General features: G+C 64.8%; 29 protein-coding genes. 17 read left to right on the forward strand and 12 right to left on the reverse strand.

Annotation, left to right across the window (positions count from 1 at the left end; all coding sequences use genetic code 11):
* Positions 1-23 precede the first annotated feature (23 nt).
* Genes A3E1_RS0100110 through A3E1_RS45810 form a run of 3 tightly spaced genes read left to right on the forward strand, consistent with a single transcriptional unit; the run spans position 24 to position 2,552 of the window.
* Positions 24-584, forward strand: coding sequence for an ArsR/SmtB family transcription factor (locus A3E1_RS0100110; RefSeq protein ID WP_020518713.1), 561 nt, complete (start codon positions 24-26; stop codon positions 582-584).
* A complete protein-coding gene (locus A3E1_RS38095; RefSeq protein WP_020518714.1) occupies positions 584-1,915 on the forward strand; it encodes an MFS transporter in 1,332 nt (443 codons plus the stop codon). The genes A3E1_RS0100110 and A3E1_RS38095 overlap by 1 nt, the downstream gene beginning before the upstream one ends.
* Positions 1,884-2,552, forward strand: a complete 669-nt coding sequence (locus A3E1_RS45810; protein ID WP_020518715.1) for a phosphotransferase — start codon at positions 1,884-1,886, stop codon at positions 2,550-2,552. Before A3E1_RS38095 ends, A3E1_RS45810 begins: the two co-directional genes overlap by 32 nt.
* Here A3E1_RS45810 and A3E1_RS0100125 read toward each other — a convergent pair.
* Positions 2,549-2,824, reverse strand: coding sequence for a hypothetical protein (locus A3E1_RS0100125; RefSeq protein WP_020518716.1), 276 nt, complete (start codon positions 2,822-2,824; stop codon positions 2,549-2,551). The genes A3E1_RS45810 and A3E1_RS0100125 overlap by 4 nt on opposite strands.
* Before the next feature lie 195 nt (positions 2,825-3,019).
* On the opposite strand from A3E1_RS0100125, the gene A3E1_RS0100130 reads away from it, so the two are divergent.
* Entirely contained in the window at positions 3,020-5,260 is a 2,241-nt protein-coding gene (locus A3E1_RS0100130; RefSeq protein WP_020518717.1) for a M4 family metallopeptidase, read from the forward strand.
* A 25-nt stretch (positions 5,261-5,285) separates the two neighbouring features.
* Here the strand turns inward: A3E1_RS0100130 and A3E1_RS0100135 are convergent, their stop codons facing one another.
* Both A3E1_RS0100135 and A3E1_RS0100140 read right to left on the reverse strand, forming a co-directional pair.
* Positions 5,286-5,984, reverse strand: a complete 699-nt coding sequence (locus tag A3E1_RS0100135) for an alpha/beta fold hydrolase (RefSeq protein ID WP_020518718.1) — start codon at positions 5,982-5,984, stop codon at positions 5,286-5,288.
* Positions 5,985-6,002: 18 nt separating this feature from the next.
* Positions 6,003-6,566, reverse strand: coding sequence for a TIGR03086 family metal-binding protein (locus A3E1_RS0100140; RefSeq protein WP_040390297.1), 564 nt, complete (start codon positions 6,564-6,566; stop codon positions 6,003-6,005).
* 34 nt (positions 6,567-6,600) lie between these two features.
* Here A3E1_RS0100140 and A3E1_RS0100145 point away from each other — a divergent pair, with 34 nt between their 5' ends.
* The 4 genes from A3E1_RS0100145 (at position 6,601) to A3E1_RS0100160 (ending at position 9,910) form a co-directional block, all read left to right on the forward strand.
* Positions 6,601-7,371, forward strand: a complete 771-nt coding sequence (locus A3E1_RS0100145; protein ID WP_026207918.1) for a helix-turn-helix domain-containing protein — start codon at positions 6,601-6,603, stop codon at positions 7,369-7,371.
* Positions 7,361-7,915, forward strand: a complete 555-nt coding sequence (locus tag A3E1_RS0100150) for a GrpB family protein (RefSeq protein WP_020518721.1) — start codon at positions 7,361-7,363, stop codon at positions 7,913-7,915. Before A3E1_RS0100145 ends, A3E1_RS0100150 begins: the two co-directional genes overlap by 11 nt.
* A 101-nt stretch (positions 7,916-8,016) precedes the next feature.
* On the forward strand, positions 8,017-8,397 hold the full coding sequence (locus tag A3E1_RS38105) for an NUDIX domain-containing protein (protein WP_083929265.1): 381 nt from the start codon (positions 8,017-8,019) through the stop codon (positions 8,395-8,397).
* Positions 8,398-8,554: 157 nt separating this feature from the next.
* Positions 8,555-9,910 carry an HNH endonuclease signature motif containing protein gene (locus A3E1_RS0100160; RefSeq protein ID WP_020518723.1) on the forward strand — a complete coding sequence of 452 codons (1,356 nt, stop codon included), beginning with the start codon at positions 8,555-8,557 and terminating at the stop codon, positions 9,908-9,910.
* Between the two features lie 17 nt (positions 9,911-9,927).
* Here the strand turns inward: A3E1_RS0100160 and A3E1_RS38110 are convergent, their stop codons facing one another.
* Genes A3E1_RS38110 through A3E1_RS0100180 form a run of 4 tightly spaced genes read right to left on the reverse strand, consistent with a single transcriptional unit; the run spans position 9,928 to position 13,409 of the window.
* Positions 9,928-10,494 carry a hypothetical protein gene (locus A3E1_RS38110; protein WP_051104754.1) on the reverse strand — a complete coding sequence of 189 codons (567 nt, stop codon included), beginning with the start codon at positions 10,492-10,494 and terminating at the stop codon, positions 9,928-9,930.
* A 2-nt stretch (positions 10,495-10,496) separates the two neighbouring features.
* Complete coding sequence (locus tag A3E1_RS0100170) at positions 10,497-11,588, reverse strand: epoxide hydrolase family protein (protein ID WP_245571052.1); 1,092 nt, start codon at positions 11,586-11,588, stop codon at positions 10,497-10,499.
* A 10-nt stretch (positions 11,589-11,598) separates the two neighbouring features.
* On the reverse strand, positions 11,599-12,213 hold the full coding sequence (locus A3E1_RS0100175; RefSeq protein WP_020518726.1) for a HEAT repeat domain-containing protein: 615 nt from the start codon (positions 12,211-12,213) through the stop codon (positions 11,599-11,601).
* Positions 12,210-13,409, reverse strand: coding sequence for a cytochrome P450 (locus tag A3E1_RS0100180; protein ID WP_020518727.1), 1,200 nt, complete (start codon positions 13,407-13,409; stop codon positions 12,210-12,212). The genes A3E1_RS0100175 and A3E1_RS0100180 overlap by 4 nt, the downstream gene beginning before the upstream one ends.
* Before the next feature lie 211 nt (positions 13,410-13,620).
* Between A3E1_RS0100180 and A3E1_RS0100185 the strand changes: the two genes are divergently transcribed.
* A complete protein-coding gene (locus tag A3E1_RS0100185; protein WP_020518728.1) occupies positions 13,621-14,106 on the forward strand; it encodes a glutathione peroxidase in 486 nt (161 codons plus the stop codon).
* 7 nt (positions 14,107-14,113) lie between these two features.
* Positions 14,114-14,995 (forward strand): amidohydrolase family protein, encoded by an 882-nt coding sequence (locus A3E1_RS38115; RefSeq protein WP_020518729.1) that lies wholly within the window; start codon positions 14,114-14,116, stop codon positions 14,993-14,995.
* Here A3E1_RS38115 and A3E1_RS0100195 read toward each other — a convergent pair.
* On the reverse strand, positions 14,960-15,685 hold the full coding sequence (locus A3E1_RS0100195) for a tyrosine-protein phosphatase (RefSeq protein ID WP_040390354.1): 726 nt from the start codon (positions 15,683-15,685) through the stop codon (positions 14,960-14,962). The genes A3E1_RS38115 and A3E1_RS0100195 overlap by 36 nt on opposite strands.
* A gap of 40 nt (positions 15,686-15,725) precedes the next feature.
* On the opposite strand from A3E1_RS0100195, the gene A3E1_RS0100200 reads away from it, so the two are divergent.
* The 4 genes from A3E1_RS0100200 to A3E1_RS46775 are packed head-to-tail and all read left to right on the forward strand — an operon-like array spanning position 15,726 to position 18,216.
* Positions 15,726-16,829: an AI-2E family transporter gene (locus A3E1_RS0100200; protein WP_026207921.1), complete on the forward strand. Its 1,104-nt coding sequence runs from the start codon at positions 15,726-15,728 to the stop codon at positions 16,827-16,829.
* A gap of 4 nt (positions 16,830-16,833) precedes the next feature.
* On the forward strand, positions 16,834-17,610 hold the full coding sequence (locus A3E1_RS0100205; protein ID WP_020518732.1) for a TrmH family RNA methyltransferase: 777 nt from the start codon (positions 16,834-16,836) through the stop codon (positions 17,608-17,610).
* A gap of 2 nt (positions 17,611-17,612) precedes the next feature.
* Positions 17,613-18,014: an OsmC family protein gene (locus A3E1_RS0100210; protein ID WP_040390298.1), complete on the forward strand. Its 402-nt coding sequence runs from the start codon at positions 17,613-17,615 to the stop codon at positions 18,012-18,014.
* A gap of 16 nt (positions 18,015-18,030) precedes the next feature.
* Complete coding sequence (locus tag A3E1_RS46775) at positions 18,031-18,216, forward strand: hypothetical protein (RefSeq protein ID WP_157631225.1); 186 nt, start codon at positions 18,031-18,033, stop codon at positions 18,214-18,216.
* A 41-nt stretch (positions 18,217-18,257) separates the two neighbouring features.
* On the opposite strand, the gene A3E1_RS0100220 is transcribed toward A3E1_RS46775, so the two are convergent.
* From A3E1_RS0100220 to A3E1_RS0100235, 4 genes are read right to left on the reverse strand one after another with little or no spacing between them, the layout of a single operon-like run.
* The gene (locus A3E1_RS0100220) at positions 18,258-19,133 is read right to left on the reverse strand and encodes a sulfotransferase (protein ID WP_020518735.1); all 876 of its coding nucleotides are present in this window, start codon (positions 19,131-19,133) and stop codon (positions 18,258-18,260) included.
* A 35-nt stretch (positions 19,134-19,168) separates the two neighbouring features.
* Positions 19,169-20,122 carry an ADP-ribosylglycohydrolase family protein gene (locus A3E1_RS38120; RefSeq protein ID WP_020518736.1) on the reverse strand — a complete coding sequence of 318 codons (954 nt, stop codon included), beginning with the start codon at positions 20,120-20,122 and terminating at the stop codon, positions 19,169-19,171.
* Positions 20,119-21,306, reverse strand: coding sequence for an ABC transporter permease (locus tag A3E1_RS0100230; protein ID WP_020518737.1), 1,188 nt, complete (start codon positions 21,304-21,306; stop codon positions 20,119-20,121). Before A3E1_RS0100230 ends, A3E1_RS38120 begins: the two co-directional genes overlap by 4 nt.
* Positions 21,306-22,070: an ABC transporter ATP-binding protein gene (locus A3E1_RS0100235; RefSeq protein WP_020518738.1), complete on the reverse strand. Its 765-nt coding sequence runs from the start codon at positions 22,068-22,070 to the stop codon at positions 21,306-21,308. Before A3E1_RS0100235 ends, A3E1_RS0100230 begins: the two co-directional genes overlap by 1 nt.
* A gap of 140 nt (positions 22,071-22,210) precedes the next feature.
* Between A3E1_RS0100235 and A3E1_RS38125 the strand changes: the two genes are divergently transcribed.
* Genes A3E1_RS38125 through A3E1_RS0100250 form a run of 3 tightly spaced genes read left to right on the forward strand, consistent with a single transcriptional unit; the run spans position 22,211 to position 24,363 of the window.
* Complete coding sequence (locus tag A3E1_RS38125) at positions 22,211-23,152, forward strand: sensor histidine kinase (RefSeq protein WP_020518739.1); 942 nt, start codon at positions 22,211-22,213, stop codon at positions 23,150-23,152.
* The gene (locus A3E1_RS0100245) at positions 23,130-23,777 is read left to right on the forward strand and encodes a response regulator (protein WP_020518740.1); all 648 of its coding nucleotides are present in this window, start codon (positions 23,130-23,132) and stop codon (positions 23,775-23,777) included. The genes A3E1_RS38125 and A3E1_RS0100245 overlap by 23 nt, the downstream gene beginning before the upstream one ends.
* 19 nt (positions 23,778-23,796) lie before the next feature.
* Entirely contained in the window at positions 23,797-24,363 is a 567-nt protein-coding gene (locus tag A3E1_RS0100250) for a cadmium resistance transporter (protein WP_026207923.1), read from the forward strand.
* Positions 24,364-24,374 lie beyond the last annotated feature (11 nt).

Consider the following 24,374-nt stretch of genomic DNA (forward strand, 5'->3'; position numbering starts at 1 on the left):
TTTGCAAGGGGTACGTTGCAAACATGTCTAGGGAAGTTCGTCTTACCGCTGCGTCCCTGCGCGGCCTAGCGCACCCGCTGCGCGTCCGCATCCTGGGTCTCCTCCGCGCGAACGGTCCGGCCACCTCGACCACGCTGGCGCTGGCGCTCGGGCAGAGCACGGGCACGACCAGTTATCACCTGCGCCAGCTCGCCGCGCACGGCTTCATCGTCGACGACGAGGAGCTCGGGGCCGGCCGTGAGCGCTGGTGGAAAGCGGCGCACCAAAGGACCACCTTCGATACGTCTGACCTACCCGATATCGATCCCGCCGACGTGGTGGCTTACATGCGCGCCGTCGCGGCGTCCTATGCCGACAATGTCGACCGCTGGCTCAACGAGACGTATACGGGACCGTGGCGTGATGTGGGAACGCTCAGCGACTGGCGGCTAAAGCTCACCCGCGCCGAAACCGAGGAACTGCAAGCGGCCATCTTCGAGCTCGCTAGCCGTTATCGCCGCTATGACGCCGAAGAAGCGCCCGAAGACGCCCAGCCCGTGAGCCTTCAGGTGCAGGTTATGCCGTTCGTGCAGGAGGCGGAGTGATGCGTTCACTTGCCTTTCTGCTGACCGGAAACGTCATCTCGGCCATCGGCAGCCGGATGAGTCTGCTCGCGTTGCCGTGGTTCGTGCTCGCGACCACGGGCAGTGCGGCTAAGACCGGAATCGTGGCCGCGGCCGAGACGATTCCCTACGTCATCGTCTGCGCCCTGGGCGGACCGCTGATGGACCGCATCGGCATGAAGCGGGCGAGCGTGTCCGCCGACGTGCTGAGCGCACTCATCTTCACGTCGATTCCGTTGCTGCACTTCGGTCCGGGGCTTAGCTTTCCGGCGCTCACGGGACTCATCGCGCTCGCGGGCATGTTGCGTGGCGTCAGTGACACCGCCAAAACGGTGCTGTTCCGCGAAGCGGTGCTGGCGTCCAAAGTGAACGTCGCCAGAGCGACATCTATAAACGACGGCTTGAACCGCTTGTCCACCTTGCTCGGAGCGCCCCTGGGCGGACTGCTCATCGCAGCCACCGACGCACCCACCGTGCTCCTCATCGACGCCGCGACGTTCGCGGTGGGCGCCATCATCATCGGGCTTGCCGTCCGCAGCACCCTGCGGGTGCCGAGCGAAGAGGAGTCCATTTCCTACCTTGACACTTTGCGCAACGGCTGGGCTTTCATCCGCGGCGACAGTCTCATCGCCGCCATCTTGGTGCTCGTGCTTTTCACCAACCTGTTCGACGCGGCCTATTCGTCGGTGCTGCTGCCGTTGTGGGCGGCCGAAGTCGTGCAATCGCCGGTGGCGCTGGGGCTTACGGCCGCGTTCTTCGCCAGTGCCGCGGTGCTCGGCAACATCGTGTTCACCATCGTCGCGCCCTACGCTCCACGTTTTCTGCTCTTCGCCGTGGGCTTCCTCGTTGGCGGGGCGCCACGGTTCTTCGCCGCCGCTTTTGGCGAGGGCGTGTGGCCGCTTTACGCCGTGTCCTTTGTGGCCGGGCTAGGGATCGCGGCCATCAACCCGATTCTGGGCGCGGTCATTTTTGAGCGCGTACCAGGACATATGCAAGCGCGGGTGCAAGGGCTGACCTCAGCGGTCGTCTGGGCCGGCATCCCGGTCGGCGCGCTGCTTGGTGGCTGGCTCGGGGAGTGGAGTGTCAAGGGCGCCATGGTTATCTGCGGCACCGGCTATCTCCTCGTGACGCTGTGGCCGTTCGTGGGCACACCGTGGCGTCAGCTGACGGCTAAGGTACCGGTTCATGGTGTCGAGCACGCACAAGCTGACCCAGACGGGGAACGTTCTGGTCAAGACCTACACGGACTGGAGCCGGGGCGAGCACCTGCGGGAGTGGGAGGTGCTGCGGCTGCTGCACGCGAGCACCCATGACCTTGTGCCTGAGCCGCTTGAGCACAACCTCGATGCCGATCCGCCTTGGGTCGCCATCGAGTGCTTACCTGGTACACCCTTAGCAGGAGCATTGACCCCGGCGCAGCTAGATGCTCTGGAAGTAGCTTTGCGGAAACTCTGGTCGGTGCCGGCCGATCGCGTGCCCGCACGCCGTCACAGCTATACCGAAGGCCTGGACATCGTCCGGTTGTGGTTCGCCAGCGCCGCACGTCCCGATGGCATCGCGGGAGCCGCCTTCGACGCGACGGTGGAGTTCCTGAAGCACGCCGTCGCCCCGGTGCCGGGAACGCCCGTCGTCGGGCACAGCGATCCCAATCTGGCTAACTACCTGTGGGACGGCCAAACGGTGCGCATCGTGGACTTTGAAGACGCTGGACGCTCCGATGTGGAGCTTGAACTCGCGACAATGGTGCAGCACTTGTCCGGGCGCGGCAACGACTGGGAGCCGTTCATCGCCCGCTTCGATCTGCGGCCGGAACCATTCTTGTTTGGCCGCAAGGTGATGGCAGGACTGTGGATTTACTTCTTGCTGCCCGGCAATGGCGCCTCGAAGCGCAACCCGCCCGGAACGCTTGACTGGTATGCGGGGGAGACGCTAAAGCTTTACGGCCGCTAGTCGGCGCCTAGCTCCATGGCGATGAGGAGAAAGACCGCCAGCCCGGCCAGAGCGCCGATGAGGCTGGACAGGACTATCTGCCCGGTGAACCATGCCGCACTGAAGCTGGCGATCCCACCGGGGATGGTGAACACGATGACCGACGCTATCGGCTTGTGCTTGATGTAGGCGATCGCGGCTTTAGTCAGGAATCGCACGAAGATCGCGGCAAAGACCAGGCAGAGCAGCACAGCTGCCAGGCCGATCGTCCACAGCACCACTTCACCAGTCATAGTGCCGCCACTCTAACCCACAAAGTTGATGTTTCCTCGCCGTAAATAACGATGTCAATTCTTAAGAATATATGCATCTCACGATGGCTCAGCGGCTATGTCATCAAGGTTTATGAATATTCCATATTCTTTCGAACTTCGATATACATCCGCCCAGTGGCTACCGCCACGTTTTGTGCAAGGGGAGGAATCACAGTGAGAAAACCGATCGCGATCGCCAGTATCGCGCTCGTCGCCGGCACCTATCTGGTGCTGACGGCGGGAGCGGGTGCGGCTGCACCGGATCCGGCACACACTGCCGTGTCCCGCGCAGAAGCAGCGCTGGCAGCTCACGGCGCGGATGTAAGGGCGGCCGCCGGTGAGACCTACGTGGTCAGCCGGTCCAAAGTGGACGCTAACGGTGCGTCCCACGTTAAGTACGACCGGACCTACAAGGGCCTGCGCGTGTACGGTGGCGATTTCGTCATCCACACCAAGGCTGACGGCTCCTACGATGGCGCGTCCAACGGCCTCATCTCGCCGCTGACGCTCAGCACCACCCCCGCCATCAGTGGTGCCAAAGCGGTTCAGCTCGCCAAGGCGGCTTTCGAAGGCACCATCACCGAAAGCGGAGCCCCGGAACTGTTCGTGGACGCGAGCCAGGGAATTGGCCGCCTCGCCCACGAGACGGTTGTGAAGGGCTGGCTGGCTGACGGGCAGACCCCATCCGTGCTGCACGTGATCACTGACGCCAACACCGGTGCCCTCATCGGCTCGTTCGACGAGATCGAGACCGTCAACGGCACTGGCAACAGCGTCTACTCCGGCACGGTCACCATCGACACGACGCTGTCCGGCAGCACGTACACGATGATTGACCCGTCGCACGGCAACGGCCGTACTTGCGACATGAACAACGGTACGTCGACGTGCACCAACTTCACCGACGCCGACAACACCTGGGGCAACGGTTCCAACAGCAACCGTCAGTCCGCCGGTGTCGACGCGCACTTCGGTGCGGCCAAGACGTTCGACTACTTCAAGCTCGTCCACGGCCGCAACGGCATCTTCGGCAACGGCCAGGGTGTCCCCAGCCGCGTGCACTACGGCAACGCCTATGTGAACGCGTTCTGGGACGGCGCGCAGATGACCTACGGTGACGGATCCGGCAACGCGAAGCCGCTCGTTTCGATCGACGTGGCCGGCCACGAGATGTCGCACGGCGTCACCGAAGCCCTCGCGGGCTTGGTCTACTCCGGAGAGTCCGGCGGCCTGAACGAGGCCACCAGTGACATCTTCGGCAACATGGTGGAGTTCTACGCCAACACCTCCGCTGACCCTGGCGACTACGATGTCGGCGAAAAGATCGACATCCGTGGCAACGGAACCCCACTGCGCTACATGTACAACCCGTCGCTGGACGGCTCGTCGCACAGCTGCTGGTCCACCAGCACCAACAGTGTCGACGTGCACTACTCCTCGGGCGTTGGCAACCACTTCTTCTTCAACCTGGCTGAAGGCTCAGGCGCCACGCCGTATGGCACCAGCCCGCTTTGCGGGTCGGCACCGGCCGTCGTTGGCATCGGCCGCGCCAAGGCTGAGAAGATCTGGTACCGCGCGCTGGACGTGTACTTCACCTCCAGCACCCGTTACGTTCTGACGTCCAACCCGGCCAACACGTCGCGTGCCTACACGCTGCGTGCCGCGACCGACCTTTATGGACTGTGCTCGGCTGAGTACAAGACCGTTCAGGCCGCGTGGACCTCGGTGAACGTCGCGGGCAGCGACACCGCTTGCCCGACCGGCAACGACTTCTCGCTCGCGGCTTCGCCCGCCAGCGGTGCGGTCAACCCGGGCAGCTCCATCAGCACCACGGTGACGGCGACGCTGACCAACGGCTCGGCCCAGACGGTCAACTTGACCGCCTCTGGCCTGCCGAGTGGCGCCACCGCGACCTTCAGCCCCACCTCGATCACGTCAGCCGGCGGAACCTCGACCCTGACGATCGCCACTAGCGCCTCCACCCCGGCGGGCACCTTCGCGGTGACCATCACGGGCACGGGCGCCAGCGCCACCCGTTCCACCACGTTCAGCCTGACCGTGAACGGTGCGCCTGGTTGCACCGGCACCAACGGCAACGACGTGGCTATCCCGGACAACACGACGGTGACTAGCACGATCACCATCTCCGGTTGCAACAGGAACGCCTCGGCCACCAGCTCGATCTCGGTGACGATCTACCACACCTACCGTGGTGACCTCGTCGTCGATCTCGTCGCGCCGGATGGCTCGGTCTACAACCTGAGCAACCGTGCTGGCGGTAGCGCTGACAACCTCATCGCCACCTACAGCCGGAACCTGTCGACCGAAGCCGCCAACGGCACCTGGACCCTGCGGGTCCGTGACGCGGCCACCATCGACACCGGCCGTATCGACACCTGGTCACTGACGCTCTAATAACGACAGTGCCTGCTGGCCCCGGCTACCTGTTAGCCGGGGCCAGTATGTGCAGCAGCTCGGCTAGCGTGTCTGGCGCCGAGACCATCGGCCAGTGCCCGGTGTTGAGTTCGACGATCTTCCAGTGATCAGCGAAGGGCTCGAGTTCCTTGCGGGGAGCCGGATCGGGCTGGATGCACTGGATGTAGACCGCGTTCAGCTTCTCCAGCGGGCGGCTCAGCGCCGCGGGGTCAAGCAAAGTGCCCCCCGGATGCGGCGTCGCGTGAGCGATCAGCCACTCGGCCTGGGCATCGGACAGGTCATTCTCAAGAAGCTCAGCGGTGTCGAAAACCGGCCAGACGCCCCCATTTGCGGCGATGTCCTCCCGCACGATCCGCTGCCCGTTTTCCGACCACGAATCGATGAGTGACCGCCCGTCCTCGGGCAGGTTGGCGTCGACGAAAACGACCTGTGCCACGCGGTCAATCGCCTGGTCAGCGACCATCCCCGCGACGAGGCCGGCATAGCTGTGGCCGACAATCACCGCATCGCGCAGGTCATGTTCTTCCAGCAAGCGCAGCACGTCATGGACATGATCACTGAGGCCAAACGACTCGGCACCGGCGCTGCGCTCAGCCAGGCCGGGCAACGTCACCGCGAAGACCTCGTGCCCACGTGCCCTTAAGTTGGCAGCGACGCTCGCCCAGGCCCACGACCCCAGCCAAGCACCGGGAATCAACACCATTGCTGTCACATAGCGAAATTAACGCGGGGGTACGACAGGATGGCGTCCCGTGGCTCCCAGCAGCGTTTCAAACGGACCGCCAGACACCGGGACCTCAGCGCCGAAGACCCCGTTCTCGCGGGCCATCGGCCCCATCTGATCCACGAGCCCGAGCAACTCCTGCACGGACTGGGCGTCGGGAGAGTAGGGCTGGCCCGTGGCCTGGGCGAGATCCCAGCTGTGCACGGTCAGATCCAGCAACACGAGCTTGGCGACAACGGGTTGCGGCAGGCCCATTCCGGGCGACACTCCGTCCAAACTGGAGGGCTCAGCCCACGCTTTGACCAGAGCCTCCGTCTCGGCCACGTAGCGCTCCCGCCAATCGCCGTCGAGCACGTCAGGTGTGCCGCTGAAATCAGCGGGCTCCCGCGCGGCCAGCGCCTGGAAATTCACGACCACCTGGAACAGATGATTGAGCAGATCCCGCACACTGAACTCGGCGCACGGCGTGGGCAGGCCAAACTGGTCATCGGTGACGCCGCGCACAACCGGGATCGAAGCGGCCGAGGCACGGGCTAGCAGGTCACTAAGGTGGTTACCCATAGGCGAACCGTAGACGCGCAGGGGGTGGAGCGCCTTGAACAAACGCGACATCAGGCGTGACACACGAGGCATCCTTGACCCGCGAGAGCTGATGACACGGGTCAAGTTCCGGCGCGCAGCGGCGGCAGCCGCGTTGCGCCCCTACGTCGAGCACTACTGGCTCATCGGCTGGGACTTGGCCGAGCCCTATGAGCAGCACGTGCTGCCGCACCCGTGCGTCAACATCGTGTTCCAGCGCTACGGCGACGAGTTCTTCGCCGAGACGGCCGGTGTCGGGGTGGAGCTGTTCTCCATCAAGCTGCACGGCACGGGAAGTGTGGCGGGCGTTCAGTTCCGGCCAGGCGGCTTCAGGCCGTTCTACGGGCGGCCGGTGTCGGAGTTGACGGGCTTACGAGTACCCATCGAAAATCCACCGGACATCTTGGGAGCGGACCCGGCGGCGGCGCTCGATGCCTATTTGCTGGGCTTGAATCCTCAGCCTGATCCGCAGGCCGACCTCGCGATGGAGTTAGCCGACGCGATCCGCCAGGACCGTGCCGTGTCGCGTGTGGACAGATTCGCGGAAAGCCGTGGTTTGTCGGTTCGTGCGCTGCAACGGATTTTTAGCGATTATGTGGGCGTGAGCCCGAAGTGGGTTGTGCTGCGCTATCGCATTCAGGAGGCGATTGAGCTGGCTGGCCCCGACGTCAACTGGGCCGCGCTGGCCGCCGAGCTTGGCTACAGTGACCAGGCCCATCTCGTCCGCGATTTCACCGCCACAATTGGTGTGTCGCCCGCGGCCTACGGAGTGCAGCGTGCCCGTTGAGATCCATGCGCCAGATCCCTGGTGGCCACAGGAATTCAGCCAGATCGCCACAGACTTGCACGGCATCCTTGGTGACACCGTGCTGCGCATCGATCACATTGGCTCCACGTCGGTTCCTGGCCTCGCGGCGAAGGATGTCATCGACATTCAGGTAACAGTGGCTTCAGACCTGGACCGGCCCTTCGGTTTGCTCGCCGCGGCTGGCTGGCAACAGAAAACCCCTCAGACCGACCATGTGGTACCAGGTGAGCCGACCGACCCGGCGCAGTGGCAGAAACGGCTCGCCGTCGAGCCACCCGGGCACCGGCGCGTCAACTGCCACTTGCGGATCGCCGGGCGGGCCAACCAGCGCTACGCGTTGCTGTTCCGCGACTATTTGCGGGCACATCCGGCCACGGCCGCCGCCTACGGTGACTACAAGATGCGTGCCGCGCAGCTTCCGTTCACTGACGTCGGGCAGTATGCCGATTTGAAAGACCCCGTCTGCGATCTCGTATACCTGCCCGCGCGTGAGTGGGCCGCCCGCACGGGCTGGACCGCGTGAGCCTGCCAAAGCACACCTCGGCCCGGCTCATCCTGGCCGATCCGCAAGACCGGGTGCTTTTGTTTCAGCACCAGCGCGATTAATCGTCTGCGGCACAGTGGATTACGCCTGGCGGAGGTTTGAAGCCAGGCGAGACCCCGGCGGCTGGCGTCATCCGGGAGTTGCGTGAGGAGACCGGTTTTCAGCTCACTGACGTTGGCTCACCGGTCGCCTTCGCCGCCGGGCGCTGGCGTTCCCGGCACGGCGTCTTGTTCGATCAGGTGACGTGGTATTTCTTCGTGCGCGGTATCGGGGGCAAGCTCGACCTCAGTGGCCAGGAACAGCACGAGCGAGTCGTCCTGCGACAGCATCGCTGGATGACGGTCAGCGAAATCGCTGCCACGCAACATGTCTCGCCTCTTGGCTTGGTGGATCTGCTGCCCCTTCTGCTCGCCGCCCATCGGCCAGAGACCCCGCTGCGGTTTCCGTGGCGTGACGACTGAAAGGTAGGGGAGTGTGCGTTTCGGGCTGTGGATCGTGACACGCGACCGGCGGAAGTTGAGTGGTCAGCAGGTAAGTGAATCTGTTGTGGCCCATGGTGTTTCGGGTCACATGTCAGCGATGGCTGGTTTCGTCACACCGTCTGTTTAGGATTTTGGCATGGTGGTCGAAGCGGCGGTTGATGAGCTGATCACCGCTGCGCGGGCCGTCGCCATAGCTGAAGCACAGCTGCTGCAGGCACTATCGCGCGTAGCGAAGGCCAGCCCGGTTCGTGAGTTCGCGCCGGTGGAAGTCGCGTCGTCCCTCGCCTGGTCGCGGCAAGCGGCCACAGCGAAGCTTGCGTTCGCCCGTGAAGTGCTTGAGCTGTCGGCTGTTTTCGGCTCACTGAGCCGCGGCGAGATCGACCTGCCCAAGGCGCGTGTGTTTTGTGAAGAGACAAGGGTTCTTCCTCCAGAGTCGGCACGTGACGTGTGCGGTCAGTTGCTTCCAGAAGCTCCGGGGCTTACGACCGGTCAGCTGCGGGCAAAGTTAAGCCGCCTTGTCCTGACCATCGATCCCCATGCTGCCAAGGCCCGTCATCGCGAAAAGGTCGCGTCGCGCCGACTGGTGTTCGAGCCCGATCGTGATGGCTGCGCCGGGCTGTTCGCCTTGGACCTGCCTGCCGATAGGGCTCGCGCGGCGGCAAACGCAGTGCACGCACAGGCCCGGATGGCCCGTGCCGCGGGCGACGCGCGATCGATGGATCAGCTGCGGGCCGATATTTTCCTCGATCTGTTATCGGGCAAGCCTTCTGGTGGACGCGGCGGCAGTGTCGAGCTGACCGCCTCCTTGCGGACGCTCGTCCATCTCGCTGAGACGCCTGGCGATCTCGCCGGCTACGGCCCGGTCATCGCTGACATCGCTCGCAAAGTCGCTTCCCAGCAACGAAACGCTTCTTGGACCTTTACCGTGCACGACGCCGAAACCGGCGATACCTTCCACGGGATCACGCGCACTCGTCCGACGCCGCCAAAGGAGGCGGCCAAGTTGGGCGGCCCACGTCCAGGTGCTCCGGCGGATCGATCCGCTTCACCCGGCCGTTCACGCGGGCGGGCAAGGGCTGCCAGCGGGCCGATGTTTATGCCGCCGCTTAGCGCGAATCAGACCCGTCAGCACCCGGTCCGTGACTCGGTGGAGACCGACTACGCCGAGAGAGCCAACAGCGCCGGCAAAGCCGACATCACGCGGGACCGTCGTCAGGCGACAGCCGCTGTCGCCCGGATCGTGCGGGCGCGTGACCGCAGATGCCGCGCGCCAGGGTGTCGCGTTCCAGCCTCGCGATGCGATCTAGACCACCGTCAAGACTGGGCACACGGTGGCCGGACAGAGCCAGCCAACCTCGTCCCGTTATGTCGCTACCATCACCGCGCCAAACATGTAGGCGGCTGGCGTTACTACCGGACGAAACATGGCGCCTATGTGTGGCGCAGCCCGCTCGGCCGCAACTATCGAGTCGATCCGGAACTACCGCCGTAAGGGCGACAGTAAACCGGCTACTCGCTGTAGTGCGAGAGGTAGGAGCGGACGTGGGGTGGGAGGTCGTCCCAGGGCTCGTCGAAGTCGACGATGAGGAACCAGGCGAGGTTCTCGACCCAGTAGCGGTAGAGAAACTGCTCGAATTCCGGTGCAACCTCGATCAGCGAGTCGGGGTCTTCGGCGTCGCCGCAGACGATGCGGTGGGTTCCGTCGGGGAACAGGTGCAGGTACCAGAACAGGCAGCCCTGCTGGTCGTTGAGGAACCGCACTAACGTGGTGCCGTCTTCTAGCGGAAGGAAAGGTAACGCCTCCTCCCACCAGCAAGCGGTGCATGACGGGATCGCGGCGGTCAGTGCCGGTTTGCGGACGAAGTCCACAAACGACGGTGGCAAGCCAGCTGGCAGATCTGAGCGCGAGAAGACGCCAACGTACTCAATATCCGGGTCGATTCCCGTGTCTAGCCAGGAAAACGTGCCGTCGAGCGGGGGTAATGCGGGCATGCTGGACGGCGGGTAGAACCCGTAGGTTCCCTCGCAAGCCCGGTAGGGGCCGAGGTCCGTTCCCATCCACCCGTCGTTAAACACCGCTACAGACTAGCGAAAAACGCGGCGATGTCATGGGCCACGATGTGCGGCTGCTCGATCGGGGCGAAGTGGCCGCCTTCGCCGTAGACGGTCCAGCGCTGAATGTCGTAGAGGCCGCAAAGCCAGTCGCGCGTGGGCTCGCCCTCAAATACCTGCTGGTTGGGGAACACGGCCGCGGCGGTTGGCACGTCGATATAGGACGGGGTGACGGCGTGCCAGCGGTTGTCGTAGTAGTCGCGTAACGAGGGGGTGATGCTGCCCGTCACCCAGTAAAGCGTGAGCAGCGTGAGCAGGAAGTCGTCCGGCGGCGGCGTGCCGCACCACGAGCGCCACTTCTCCAGGAGCCAGGCGGCCAGGCCGGCTGGTGAGTCGTTGAGCCCGTAGCCGAGCGTTTGTGGCTTGGTTGACTGAATCGCGCTGTAGCCGCGTTCGGCGGACGCCCAGGCGCCATGCTCAGCTTGGTAGAGAGTGTCCGCTGTGGACAGTGGTGGGGTCAGGTCGAAGTTGGTCAGGTGCAGGCCGATGACGGACGCCGGGTCGTCGAGCGCCATGAACGCGGCGACGCCGGAGCCGAAGTCTCCGCCGCCGGCGCCGTAACGGGCGTAGCCCAGAGAGCGCATGAGGGAACGCCAAACGTCTGCCACGTAACGATAGTTGACTCCCGTTCGCAGCGGGCGAGGTGAGAAACCGTAACCGGGCAGGGAGGGGATGACGACGTCAAACTCTGGCCCATCGATGCCGAACGAGGCCGGATCGGTCAGCATGCGCATGACCGGCAGGTATTCGATGTAGGCCGAGGGCCACCCGTGCGTCAGGATCAGTGGAATCCCGCTGCCGTGCTTGGCTTTCTGGTGCACAAAGTGGACGGTCACATCACCAAAGGAAGCAACAAACTGTGGAACGGCGTTTAGCGCATGGCAAGCCGAAGGCCAGTCAAAGGCCGACCACGCCAGCAGCTTGTCCTGCAGGAACGACAGTGGCGTGCCCTGGGACCAGGCGACGTCGGCGATCTCGTCCGGCCAGCGCGTGCGGGCGATCCGTTCGCGCAGGTCACTGAGCACTTCGTCGGGCACGTGCACGGTAAAGGGCTGCACATTGCTCACGCTACTCCGCTAGATAGCGCTGAAGACCGGGCAACGCCAGCAACATTCGGGCTGCCTCCTCCCATTGCGCAGTCGCGTCGTCGGGTGCCAGCCGGTCGAAGATCCGCTTGGGGATGTCGTAGGGCGGGCGCCTTCCCGCGTACGCCAAAAGGGTTCTGGCAGCGTGATAGCGCACCAAGTAGGCATCGTCGCCTAAAGCGAGAGACAGCACCGTGATGAGGCCGGGCGTTGGCGGGAAGTCGGTCAAAGCGATGGCGGCGGTCAGGCGCTCAAACTCGGACTCACGTCCCCGCAAAACGGAAACGATCGGCGCGGACCACTCCTCGGAGCCGGTAAGACGGTGTAACGCACCGGCGACAGCGACTTTGAAGCGCCCCTGAGCGGTGGGCAACGCGGAAACCAGCAAAGGCACCGCGTCGTCCACCGGAATGCCCGCGTCGTGCAGCGCGGCGTAGGCCATCGCGGCGACATCGTCACCTTCGCTTAAGCCTTGCGGCAGAAGCGTTTTCGCGACCGCCGCATCCGCCCGGAGCAAGAGTTCATAGGATGGGCCGTCATGCCACACGTGATACGGATCGCCGAAGACTTCGCGCCGGAAGTCCCACCATTCGCTCATCGCGACCCCGAATTCGAGGCAGACCACTGCGAGGCAGACCACGAGCCGGATAGGCCAGCGGGCACGAGCAGAGCGCTGGGTTCGGGGGTCCCGCCGGTCAGCGAGAGCTTGTAGCCAGCGAACGCGTGTATCGCGGCGGCGAGCTGGGCCATGGCTAGATGCCCGCCGGGGCACAGGCGCGGTCCGGAACCGAACGCCAAATAGGCGTGCGGGGAGTGGGGAACCGGGCGGCTCCAGCGCGCGGGATCGAATTCCCCGGGCCGCTGCCACCATCGCGGATCGCGGTGCACGTGATAGACGGGGATCAACACTTCGGTGCCGGGCGAAAGGATGTGGCCGGCGACCGCCATCGGGCGCAGCACGTGCCGCACGAGCAGCCACGTGGGCGGATGCATCCGCAGCACTTCCTTGGCATATGCGTCAGCGTCAACAGCGGGCCGCTCAGCCAGCCGCAGCATCGCCCACGCGACGGCGGCGCCGGGAGAGCCCGGCGAGGCCATGAGGACCGCTCGCAGCGTCTCTGCCGCGTCGGTGACAGGAAGCTCGATGGCGTCCGCCAGATCGCGCGGCGGACCGCTGTAGCCCGCTGCGCGACGGCGCTGCAGAACCGCCGCCAGCTTGCGGGTCAGCTCAGCGCTAGCCCGTGCTGTGCGCCGGGCGACCGGGCGCGGCAGCCAGCGCACGCGGGGCTCGGCCACAACCGAGCCCTGGACCAGCTGTTGCTGCAGGGCTAGGGTCGCGTCGGCGAGTTCGTCATCAACGCCGTCGGCGCCGGCGCAGAGATCAACCGCTGCCTCCGCGCACATCCTGGTCGCAAACCCTAAAACCTCTTTGCTGGTACCAGATGAGCTCTGCACCCGGGCCGAAAACGCGGCCTGAATCCGGCCCAGGTGGGCTGCGACGAAGGAGCGGTCAAGTTCGTGCCACAGGGCTCTGCGGGTCTGGGTCCACTGTGGAAGCGTGCTCGTGAGCGACCGTCCGCCGGTCATCGCCGCGTGGCCGGGAACCGCGTCAGGGGAGGCGAGGACGCGCTGAATCTCAGCGGGGTGATAGATCACCACCACTTTTGGGGCGAGCTGGACGATATCGCCGTAGGTGTCCCAGGCCCCGTGCAGCCAGCCGATGCGGTCCTGCTCATAGGTGAGCGTGTCCCCGATCAGCCACCTGCCCTTGGGACCCGGGATGATGCTCGTCACTGAAGATGGTCTAGCTGTCAGTGGTGGTAGATGTAGCCTCCCCAGCTTCTGGCCCGCAGAATTCGCTGGAAAAGCGCCCTGGTGTATGCGCGCATGTGCAACTCCCCTCCGGTTAGCGACGACATATCGCTATGTGCAAGCATGGCCATAGATGGTGGTAGACCTCAAGAGCAGTTCGCTAGCTGGAAATCGGGGCGCTAGATTTGCCGGCATGTCGTCTGTCTACGAGAACACCCTCAATGACCTCCGTGGCAACCCCCTTGACCTGCCCTCCTTCGCCGGGAAGGTGACGCTCGTGGTGAACGTGGCGTCCAAGTGCGGGCTCACGCCTCAATACACCGGCCTGGAGCGACTGCACGAGCAGTACAGCGAAAAGGGCTTCACCGTCCTTGGCGTGCCCTGCAACCAGTTCGGTGGCCAGGAGCCGGGCAGTTCGGAAGAAATCGCCGAGTTCTGCTCGGCGACCTACGGCGTGACGTTCCCGCTGACCGAGAAGATCGAGGTCAACGGCGAAGGCCGGCACGCGCTCTACCAGACGCTCACCGCGGCGCCCGACGCCGAAGGTGAAGCGGGCGACATCACCTGGAACTTCGAGAAGTTCCTGATCGGCCGCAATGGCGAGATCCTCGGCCGGTTCCGTCCGGGTGTGAAGCCGGAAGACCTGACCGGTGCCATCGAGGAAGCTCTCGCGAAGTAGGCAACCGGTGAACGATGGTGACGTGCCAGGGTTCTGGCGGGCGCTCGGGCTGCCCGGGCTGATTGACGTCCATGTGCATTTCTATCCACAACGGATGATCGAGAAGGTCTGGGCCTATTTCGACAACGTCTTCTGGCACATCACCTATCGCGGTTCTGACGCTGAACGGGTCGCTCAGTTAGCCGCTCTTGGCGTGCGGGCTTATCCGGCGCTCAGCTATGCCCACAGACCCGGGATGGCCGCCGAGCTGAATGAGTGGGCTTTCGAATTCGCCGCGGGCAACCCGGCGTGCCTGAAGTCAGGCACGTTTTATCCCGAGCCGGGAGCCGTGTCGTATGTGGAACGGGCGCTAGAGCGGGGTGTGCAGATCTTCAAGGTGCACGTTCAGGTTGGTGCCTACGATCCGCGCGATGAACTGCTGGATCCGGTCTGGGGTCTGCTCGCCGAGGCGGGCACGCCCGTTATCACCCACGCCGGGTCGGGTCCGCTGCCCGGGGAGCACACGGGGCCGGGTCCGCTGGGCGACGTGCTGGCCCGGCATCCGCGGCTTAACGCCGTCATCGCCCACATGGGCACCCCGGAATACGGCGAGTTTCTGGCGCTCGCCGAAAAGTATGAGCGGGTCAGCCTGGACACGACCATGGCGTTTACCGACTTTGTCGAGGGCTTCGCTGAGTACCCCCGGGAGCTTCTGAAAAGGGTGACCGACCTCGGCCTGGCCGGGAAAGTGTTGCTGGGCACCGACTTCCCGAACATTCCTTATGCCTATGCCCATCAGCTGGAGGCGCTGGCGCGGCTCGACCTTGGCGACGCGTGGCTGCGCGCGGTGTGCTGGGGCAACGGCGTGCGGCTCTTAGGCCTCGATGAGACGGGTGCGCAGCCGGTCTAGCTGTCCGGCGGTCATGCCGAAGCCGAGCAGGTATTCCTCGATGCTGCCGTAGGTCGCCCGTGCGTGCGTGAGCGTGACAAGGATGGTTTCCGCCTTGCAGCCCATGCGTTCGGCGATGTGCTTGCGGCGGGCTTCGTCGTCGATGGCGGCCAGGATCAGATCGTGATCGGCCTGCAAACCGACCATGCTAAACGCGTAGTCCTCCGCGATGACCTCGTCAGCGACACCCGCGACGGACAGCGCCAGCGCGACGGTCATGCCGGTGCGGTCTTTGCCCACGGCACAGTGCACGAGCACCGCTCCGTCTGGAGCGTCAGCGATCGTGATCAGACCCTCCACAATGGAGCGTGCGTTGCGGACGATGCTGGATTTGTAGATGTCGCCGAGCGACCGCTCAGCGGGCTTGTCGCGCTCGGGTTCGCGGGCCGGGTCGATGAGTGGGACGAGCCGGTAAATCTCGGTGTCGGTGGCGAACGGGTGCGCCACTTCGCGGGATTCCTCGAGGCCACGCAGATCGATGATCCGCCTGACGCTGGCCGCCCGCACCATCGCCACGCCTTCGGCGGTCAGCCGGTCCAGGCTGTCTGAGCGGATCAGTGCCCCGGTGCGCGTTTGGCCGCCCGTCACGATGGGCAAACCACCGATGTCACGGGCATTGCGGCAATCTGGCCACGAGAGCGGGGTTGGCATGCGCACAACGTATACCTTCTGGGACTTAGACTGATGTGCCATGGCAGCTGTTAAGAACAGCACAGTTTTCAAGTGGGGGATGGCTGGCGCGGCTGGCGCCTTCGTTGTCCTGCTGGCCATTCTCGCCGTGTGGACGGTGCGCGACATTCTGGTCCTGGCACTCGTGGCGCTGTTCATCGCTGTCAGCCTGGACCCCGCTGTCCGCTGGCTCGTGCGGCACCACGTCAAGCGGCCCTTCGCCGTCACCCTCATCCTGCTGATCGCCGTCGGCGCGGTCACCGCCGTGATTTGGATCGTCATCCCACCGCTGGTGCGTGAGGCCACGGAACTCACCCAGAACCTGCCGCGCTATGTGTCCGATCTGGACGCGCGCTCCGAGACGTTCCGTGAGTTGAGCCGGCGCTATGGCGTCGATCAGCACCTCAACGACGTGGCTAAGGATCTTCCGGCGCGGATAAGCACGAGTGCACTGGACTTTTTCCGCCGCTTCCTAGGCGTCCTGGCGTCCAGTTTGCTGGTGCTGGTGCTGTCGATCTACTTCATGGCCGACCTGCCCCGCATCCGCCGTGCTATCCCCAAACTGGCACCTGATGCCTACCGTGAGCGCACCCGGGTCATCGTGAACGTGGTCGTCGACAAGGTCGGCTCCTACATGATCGGCGGCATCCTGGTTTCCACCGGCGCCGCGATCGTGGCTTACGTCGGGCTGACCGTTCTCAAAGTCCCGGGCGCCCTGCCGCTGGCCCTCCTGGTGTTCCTGTTCGCCTTCATCCCGCTCATTGGGGCGACCCTCGCGTCGGTGGTCTGTATCGCCGTCGCCGGCATCGCCGAAGGCTGGAAAGCCGCGCTGTTCACCGCGATCCTGTTCATCGTCTACCAGCAGCTGGAGAACTACCTCATCGCTCCGCGCGTGATGCAGAAGACGGTCAATCTGCCTGCCGTGGGCGTGCTGCTGGCCGGGCTGCTCGGCGGGACGCTGCTGGGACTTGTCGGTGCCCTCATGGCGATCCCCATCGCCGCCGCCATCAAGGCGGTCATGACCGAGGTGCGCACTCCCGACGCGAGTTACGAGGAAGACGACGACGAAGACGACGGGCGCGAAGAGCCTGAAGCGCCGCCTCCCGTGGGCACTAAAGTAGCCTGACCAGGTGCGGCTGACGATCTCCACGCGCAATGCCCGGTTCCAGCAGTGGGAAGCGCTCCTAACGAACCGGGCCAAGCGTCATCGCAGCGGGGAGTTCCTCGTGCAAGGGGTCCGCCCCGTGACGCTGGCAATTGAGAACGGGTGGCCCATCCACGCGCTCATCCACCGGCACGGGGCGGCGCTTTCGCAGTGGGCGCTGAAGCTGGTGAACACTTTGGACACCCTGCACGTCACCATGGCCGGGGAACTGCTCGACGAACTGGCCGAAAAGTCAGCCGAGATCGTGGCGGTCGTCGGGCGCAAGCCCGATGAGCTAGCCAGGATCGACCCGAGCGGGCTGACCGTCGTGTTCGACCGTCCGTCCAGTCCCGGCAACGTGGGCACGCTGATCCGCTCCGCTGACGCCTTTGGCGCCGGGGGCGTCATCGTCACGGGTCACGCGGCGGACATCTACGACCCCAAGGCGGTCCGGGCGAGCACGGGGTCGTTGTTTTGCGTGCCCGTGGTGCGGCTCGAGGCGTACCCCCAAGAATGGCTGGACCGCAGCGGAGCGCAAGTGGTCGGGCTTGACGAGAGCGGCTCGGTCGAGTTGCGTGACGTGGATCTGACCGGGCCGACGATTCTGGTGGTAGGCAACGAAACCAACGGCATGAGCGCGGCCTGGCGCGAGGCGTGCCACGTCATGGCGTACATCCCGATCGGCGGTGGGGCAAGCTCGCTCAACGCGGCGGCGGCTGGTTCTGTCGCGCTCTATGAGGCGTCGCGACAGCGTAGGGTGTGATCATGGGTTACGAGGTACACGTCGAGCGAACCGACGACGGATACGTTGGCACGAATGGCCGTGGCGCCCGGGTGGCGATCGGATCGTCCGATGAGGACGGTGTGTTTTCGCCGGTGGAGCTCATGCTGGTCGCCCTCGGCGGCTGCGAGATCGTGACGATCGAACCGCTGACAGCCAAACGCGGCCACCGGCTGGTCAAGCTCGCCGCGACGATCACCGCGGAGAAGGAAGCGCCAACGAAAGTCGGCACGATCACCGTGACCTACGAAGTTGAGCTGCCTGAAGGTGACGACAAAGCCGCCGAGGTGTTCAAAGCGGTGGCACACCGGGTGCACGAGAATCACTGCACGGTTGGCCGGGCCTTGCGCGAAGTCACCGAAAGCGTCCAAGTGCTTCCCGTTTAGGGCTTAGCGTTTGCGTATGAGTAAGCGCAAGAAGAACAAGTCATTTAGGGCAGAAGAGGAACATATCTCCGAGCACGCGGTGGAAGAGTCGCGGCAAGAAGCCTTCGCGGCACGGGAGAAAGCGACCCGGACGCAGATTTCGGCTGGGCAGACCAAGGTGCAGCGACTGAACCGGGGCAATCAGCCTCGCGGCGGACGCTAAGGCTTGACCGCGCTGGCGCACCCCAGCGCTGGCAGCGTGCGTCACTTGGGAGCGGTCAGGATTCCCGCTTCGATTTGCTGCTGGCGGACCTTGTTCCAGCTGTCAGCCCAGTAGGTGTCTAGCTCATCGTCTGACGAGGTCTGGTTGAACTCAGGAAACGTGTTGGCGGAAACCGAGGCCGCGAAAGCGTCCGCGTCGAGGAGATGGGAAAGCCACGCGGCACCGGCACGAGGGTCCGCGCGCAGCTCGTCATAGGACACGAACGCGGTCCGGTCCAGTGGAAGGCTGGCGACGCTATCCGCTAGTGATTTGGCGTCGGCCCGCATCTTGGCCCGGCTGTCGTCGACCATCTTCGCGCGTGCCTCGGGATCGGCCAGCACGGCACCGATCTGGGCGGCGAAGTCCGGGTTGTCCATGAGGGCCTGCACCCAGGCGTTGTTAGAGGCCATCCGCTCCCACGCACGGCTGAGGCTGTTTTCGATCGCGCTGAGCTGACGGCGCACGATGATGACGCGTGACCCGGCGAACGCGTCTAACAGTTTGCCTTCTTTGCCGGTGTCCCAAGGGTTTTTCAGCACGACAGTGTCAGCGTTGGCTTCGGCTCCGATCTCGTCGACGGCCTGGTGCAGGACACGAGACTTGGCGGCACGGAAGCCAAAGGCCAGCTGGCCGGTCTTGGCCGCGAGCAGCCAGCCGTATTCCTCGGGAGTGGAGGGAGTAACGGGAAGCCGGTCAACACCGCGGTCGGGTGGGATCTCGGCGGACTCGGCCGCTTTGAGGAAAGCGTCCACTTTGGGCATATGGCGCGCCAAATAGCCCACGGTCAGCGTCGCGCCGCCTGCCGCCTCAGTCGCCGCAGACGTGATCAGGGTGGTTCCGCTGCGGTTGAATCCGGTGATGAATAGTGCACGGGTCATGCCTGTATTTCAACGAACTTTTAAATGCGTAAATATCATCCATTCAGGCAGAGCCGTGCCGCCGCAGCCTGGAACTCCTCGGCGAATTGCAATTTCGCCACCCAATGTGGGGGAATTCCAAGAACAGATTCGCGGGTACCGAGTAAGCCTCCCGCAATAGCCGCATTAGTGTCCGTGTCGTTGCCTATGCGCACGATGTCTTTGACAACGTCAGAGAACGGACGGGGGTCCAGGACGGCCGCGACGGCCAGGCTCAGTGAATCGAGCACGAATCCGGCCGCGTCATCGTCGAGGAACGTCTGCCCGGTCCGGGCGAGCATCTCTGGCTTGAGGTGCTGCCCATAGGTGATCGAGCTGGCGACCCCGGCCGCTTTCAGCTCATGCGCCGTGCGCAGACCAGCCTCGACAGCGGTCGCCGCGTCGGCACCGTCGAGCAGGGCGGCCACGATGTCGTTATAGGACACACATGCCGCGACACAGCGCGGGTCATTGTGCGTGATGGCCGAGATCTCCGCCGACAACCGGTGCCGCTCGTCCCGGTCACGGACCGCTATCGCCGTCGGAATGCAGCGCATCAGCGAACCGTTTCCAGCCTGCCCAACACCGGCTCCACTATCGCGTGGATCGCGTGTCTCGGCGAAACGCAAGAGCCCGCGACGGGTCGTGTTGCCCACGTCGCGTGGGGCTTTTCCAGGCTGGCGGCCAGGCCAGTCGCCCTCTAGCCAGTTCAACATGTGATTGGCGGCCGTGAGCACGAGGTCATCGCCGGGTTCCAGATGTGCCAGCAGCACCGCCCGCGTCAGGTCGGTGTCATCCGTCGCGTGACCGGCCGGCCAGTGAAACGGCCCGCCCCCGACAATGTCGCGGACCCCATCGGGGTAGGCCTCACGGATGTCGCCCCAGGACATGAACTCCACTGTGGCACCCAGGCTGTCGCCCGCGTGCACACCGAGGAGTGCTCCCTCGGCCCGTTCGCGTCGCGTTGTCATACCGCGTCATTGTGCCTGTCCCTGGCAAGGTGCGGAATATCAGCGCTCGCGGCACGGTGCGTGGGAAGCCATAACGCGGCCGCGCCGATCGTGGCGAGGATGGCGAGCATGAGGAGCAGCGCCGGCACCGAGAGGGTCAGCTCAGCGAAGGACTGATTGCGCATGACGTGCTGCATCGCGCTGCCGAGCACGAGACCGGCCGCGAGCCCAAGAGTGCTGGCACACGCCGCTATCAGGACGTTCTCGCGTCTGACGGTCCGCAGGACGAACGGGCGGGACGCGCCAACGGACCGCATCACCTCGATGTCCCGGCCACGGTCCACTCCGGACAATACGAATGTTCTCGCCACGTCGAACACGGCGACCGCGAGCACGAGGCCGAGCAGCGTGCCACTGGCCGCGAACGCGCACACCAGGCAGATGCCTGTGATCAGTGAGGAGGCCGTCATGGCGGTCCGTCTCGGGTGCCGCAACGCCTCGCGAACGGCCAGCCGGTAAACCGGGCCGCCGTAAACACCGAGAATCCAGCCGACGGGCCGTAGCACCAGCATCGAAAGAACGGGTGCGGCCAGGATCACCCCGAGCCAGATCAGCAGCACTCCGGCTAAGCTCACGGCTCTGTCCAAGGTAGACAGATAGCCGCCCGGATGTGCTAGCACTCCAGCGATCCCGGCCGCGGTCACGGCAGCCCCGATGACGGCCGCGACCTGCGTCCGTGCCTCTGGTTCCTTGTGCCGCAACGTTTCTGTGGTGGGGCGCGTCATCACGCGCCAGGAGGCGATCACAGCGGTGCCCATCGTGACGGCCAAACCCATCACGACGGCGACCGGGATCGCGGGCCACTCCTCGCGCCCAAATCCGCCTGAGGTGGCCACGAGCAGGCTCAGGAGAGTACCGGCTAAGGATCCGAGACCACCCACCCAGAAGGAACGGAAGATGATGTCCCGGCTGAGGGCGCGCTTGGTCGCGCCAACCGCGCGATAGAGCGCCAGCACCTCGGCGTGATGACGCACGCGCATCGTCACGGTGTTGACGATGAGGGCGACACCCGCTGGCAACGCGATCGCTACTACCGTCAGCGATCCTGATACCAGCCAGGCACCCGAAACCAGGCTGACGGCGAGAATGACCGCGGTGAGGGAAATCAGTGCTCCCGCACGGGAGTGACTGGTGAGCCCCCGCATCACCAGCCACTCCCGTCGCGCATCCGCCTGCGGCGGGCGAGCGCCTTCATCCGCTCGCCGATACCCTCAGCCGTCGGGGAGCGCAGCTCTGTGGCCACCTGGCCGGATTCGAAAAAGACGACCCGGTCTGCCCGGGCCGCCACGACCGGGTCATGAGTCACCATGACAACGGTCTGATGAAGTTCGTCAACGCTGTGCCGCAACAACTCGATCACATCAGCCGATCCGTGTGGATCGAGGGCGGCCGTGGGCTCGTCGGCGAAAACGACGTCTGGTTTGAGCATCAGTGCCCGCGCGGTCGCGACGCGCTGCCGCTGACCGCCAGAAAGCTTGCCCGGCAAGCGCATCAGCTTGTCGCGCAGGCCAACCGCGTCCACGACCCGGTCGGCGAAGTCCTGATCCGGGTGACGGCCAGCCAATTCGAACGGCAGCATGATGTTTTCGGCGACCGTGAGCGTCGGCAACAGGTTGTAGGACTGGAAGATGAAGCCGATGCGGTCCCGGCGGATGCGGCTCAGCGATTCGTCATCGAGCCCGGTCAGCTTGTCGCCGCCCAGCCAGATCCGGCCGCTCGTCGGCTTTTCCAGCCCGGCGATGCAGTGCAGCAGCGTAGACTTCCCGGCTGCGGGAGGGCCCATGACCGCCGTCAGCTCTCCGCGCTCAAACGTGACGTCGATATTATCGAGGACCACGGTCCGGCCGCTGCCCTCGCCGTAGGCCTTGGACAGGCGGGATGCCTTGACGGCTGCTGACTTGTCGCTCATGAGAAGCAAGGTTTACTGAAAGCCAGGGCGATCTCGTAGGCGATTGTTGATTTCCACCCCCTACTTTCGTCTTAGGCTCAGGGCTGTGAGCTGGAACTTCAGGCGATTCGACGCGCTGGCGTACACCGCCGATCTTCTTCGTGGCCGCGATTGGCTGGCTGGCCTGCGGGATGTGGGCGGCGGTCGCGGTGGCGAGCTATTACGCGGGACTGCGCTGCGACCGGGTGCGGGCCATCATCTACCTAACGCTTGCCCCACTTCTCATGGCGGTCGTCGCCCTCGGCGCCAGTGAGCGGGCCGGGCACGCGTGGCGTGGTGCCGTGGTGTGGGTGCTGACCGAGATCGGCATGCTTGTCTTGCTGCCGTTCATCTACGGCCGCTGGGTGCGTGGGCGCCGGCAGCAACAGGTTGAGCTGCAAGAGTTCCGTGCGGTTCAAGCGCGCGAGACTGAGCGCACGAGGATCGCCCGCGAGATGCATGACGTTGTCGCGCACCGGGTTTCGCTCGTGGTGCTGCACGCGGGAGCGCTGGAGATCGGGGCACGCGATGACCGGACCGTTCTCACGGCTGGGCTCATCCGCACGGCTGGCCGCCGGGCGCTAACCGAGCTGCGCCTAGTGCTCGGGGCGCTGCGCGGACCGGCCGAGCGTGAACCGTTGCCGTCGATAGCCGACATCCCGCAACTTGTCGCGCGCACGCGGGCGGCTGGCCTTGCGGTGACGCTGGACATCGGCTTCGAAGCTCCTCAGGGAACGTCAGCGGTGCAGCGTACGGCTTTTCGGGTCGTGCAGGAGGCACTGACCAATGTGGTCAAACACGCGCTAGGGGCGAGCACCGTGGTTTCCCTTGCCTGCACGGGAAATTGCCTTGTCGTCGAAGTACGCAACGAACCGCCGCCGCAACCTCAAGCCGAAGCGATGCCTAGTTCTGGCCTTGGCCTGATTGGCATCAGTGAACGCGTCAAAGTGCTTGATGGGCGGTTCCATGCCGGAGCCACACCACAGGGCGGGTTCCTGGTGCGAGCCGAAATACCGTTGAAAGCCACTGGAAGGACAGAACATGATCCGGGTGCTGATCGTTGACGACGAGATGCTGGTGCGATCGGGGCTGCGGCTCATCCTGGCTGAGGCCGGCGACATGGTCATCGCCGCGGAAGCCCGCGACGGTGCCGAAGCCGTTAGCGCGGCCCGGCTTCACCCGGTCGACGTGGTGCTGATGGATGTGCGGATGCCGGGCATGGACGGGCTCACCGCGGCGGCCAAACTGCATGACCTGCCGCATCCGCCGAAGGTCATCATGCTGACCACGTTTGACGAAGACGAATATGTTCAGGCGGCGCTGCGGGCGGGCGCGGTCGGGTTCCTGCTTAAGGACACCCCGCCGCGTGATCTGATCGAAGCCGTCCGGACCGTCGCCGACGGCAATGCCATGCTCGCGCCCTCGATCACGCGACGGCTCATCAGCTCGTTCGCCGAGATCACGCCGTCGCACGCCAACGACGCGCGCGCCCGGCTGGCCATCCTGACCGAACGCGAACGCGACGTGATGGTTGCGGTGGCCAATGGAATGTCCAATGCCGAGATCGCCCGCAAACTCGCCATGGCTGAATCCACCGTCAGAGCCCACGTCTCCAAGTCGCTCAGCAAACTTGGCATGACCAACCGGGTGCAGGCCGCGATCCTGGTGCATGACGCTCATCTGGTCTGACGGGTACGCTGCGGGGATCATGGAGCAGCTAGCAGGAACGGTGGCCGCGGCCGTTGGGCTGTTCGCGGGCACTAACGTCGATGACCTGCTGGTGCTTACTCTCTTGTTCCTGTCCGCGCGGGCGACCGGGGTGCCCAAGACGTGGCAGATCTGGGCGGGCCAGTACGCGGGCATCGCCCTGCTGGTGGCCTTTTCGGCGTTAGCGGCGTTCGGCCTGACCCTCGTCCCGGACGACAAGGTGCGCTTCCTCGGCTTGATCCCGCTCGGGCTCGGGTTATGGACGCTGTTCAAACGTCATCGCGACGAGGACACGCCGGTTGCCGCCCGGACGGCTCGTGCGATCGCGGCCGTGACTGTCGCGAATGGAGCCGACAACATCGCCGTCTACACGCCGGTGTTTCGCGCCATCAGCGTCGAGGCGAGCCTTGTCACCATTAGTGTTTTCGCCCTCCTGGTGGCCGTCTGGGTCCTGGCTGGATCGTGGCTGGGATCGCACCCCAGAATGGTGAAGTTTGTCCGGAGCCATGGACATTGGGCGGTTCCCGGAGTATTCATCGTGATCGGTATAGTCATTCTGCTGGGCTGACTATGCCAAGC

The sequence above is a fragment of the Catelliglobosispora koreensis DSM 44566 genome (assembly GCF_000379685.1).
Classification (GTDB): domain Bacteria; phylum Actinomycetota; class Actinomycetes; order Mycobacteriales; family Micromonosporaceae; genus Catelliglobosispora; species Catelliglobosispora koreensis.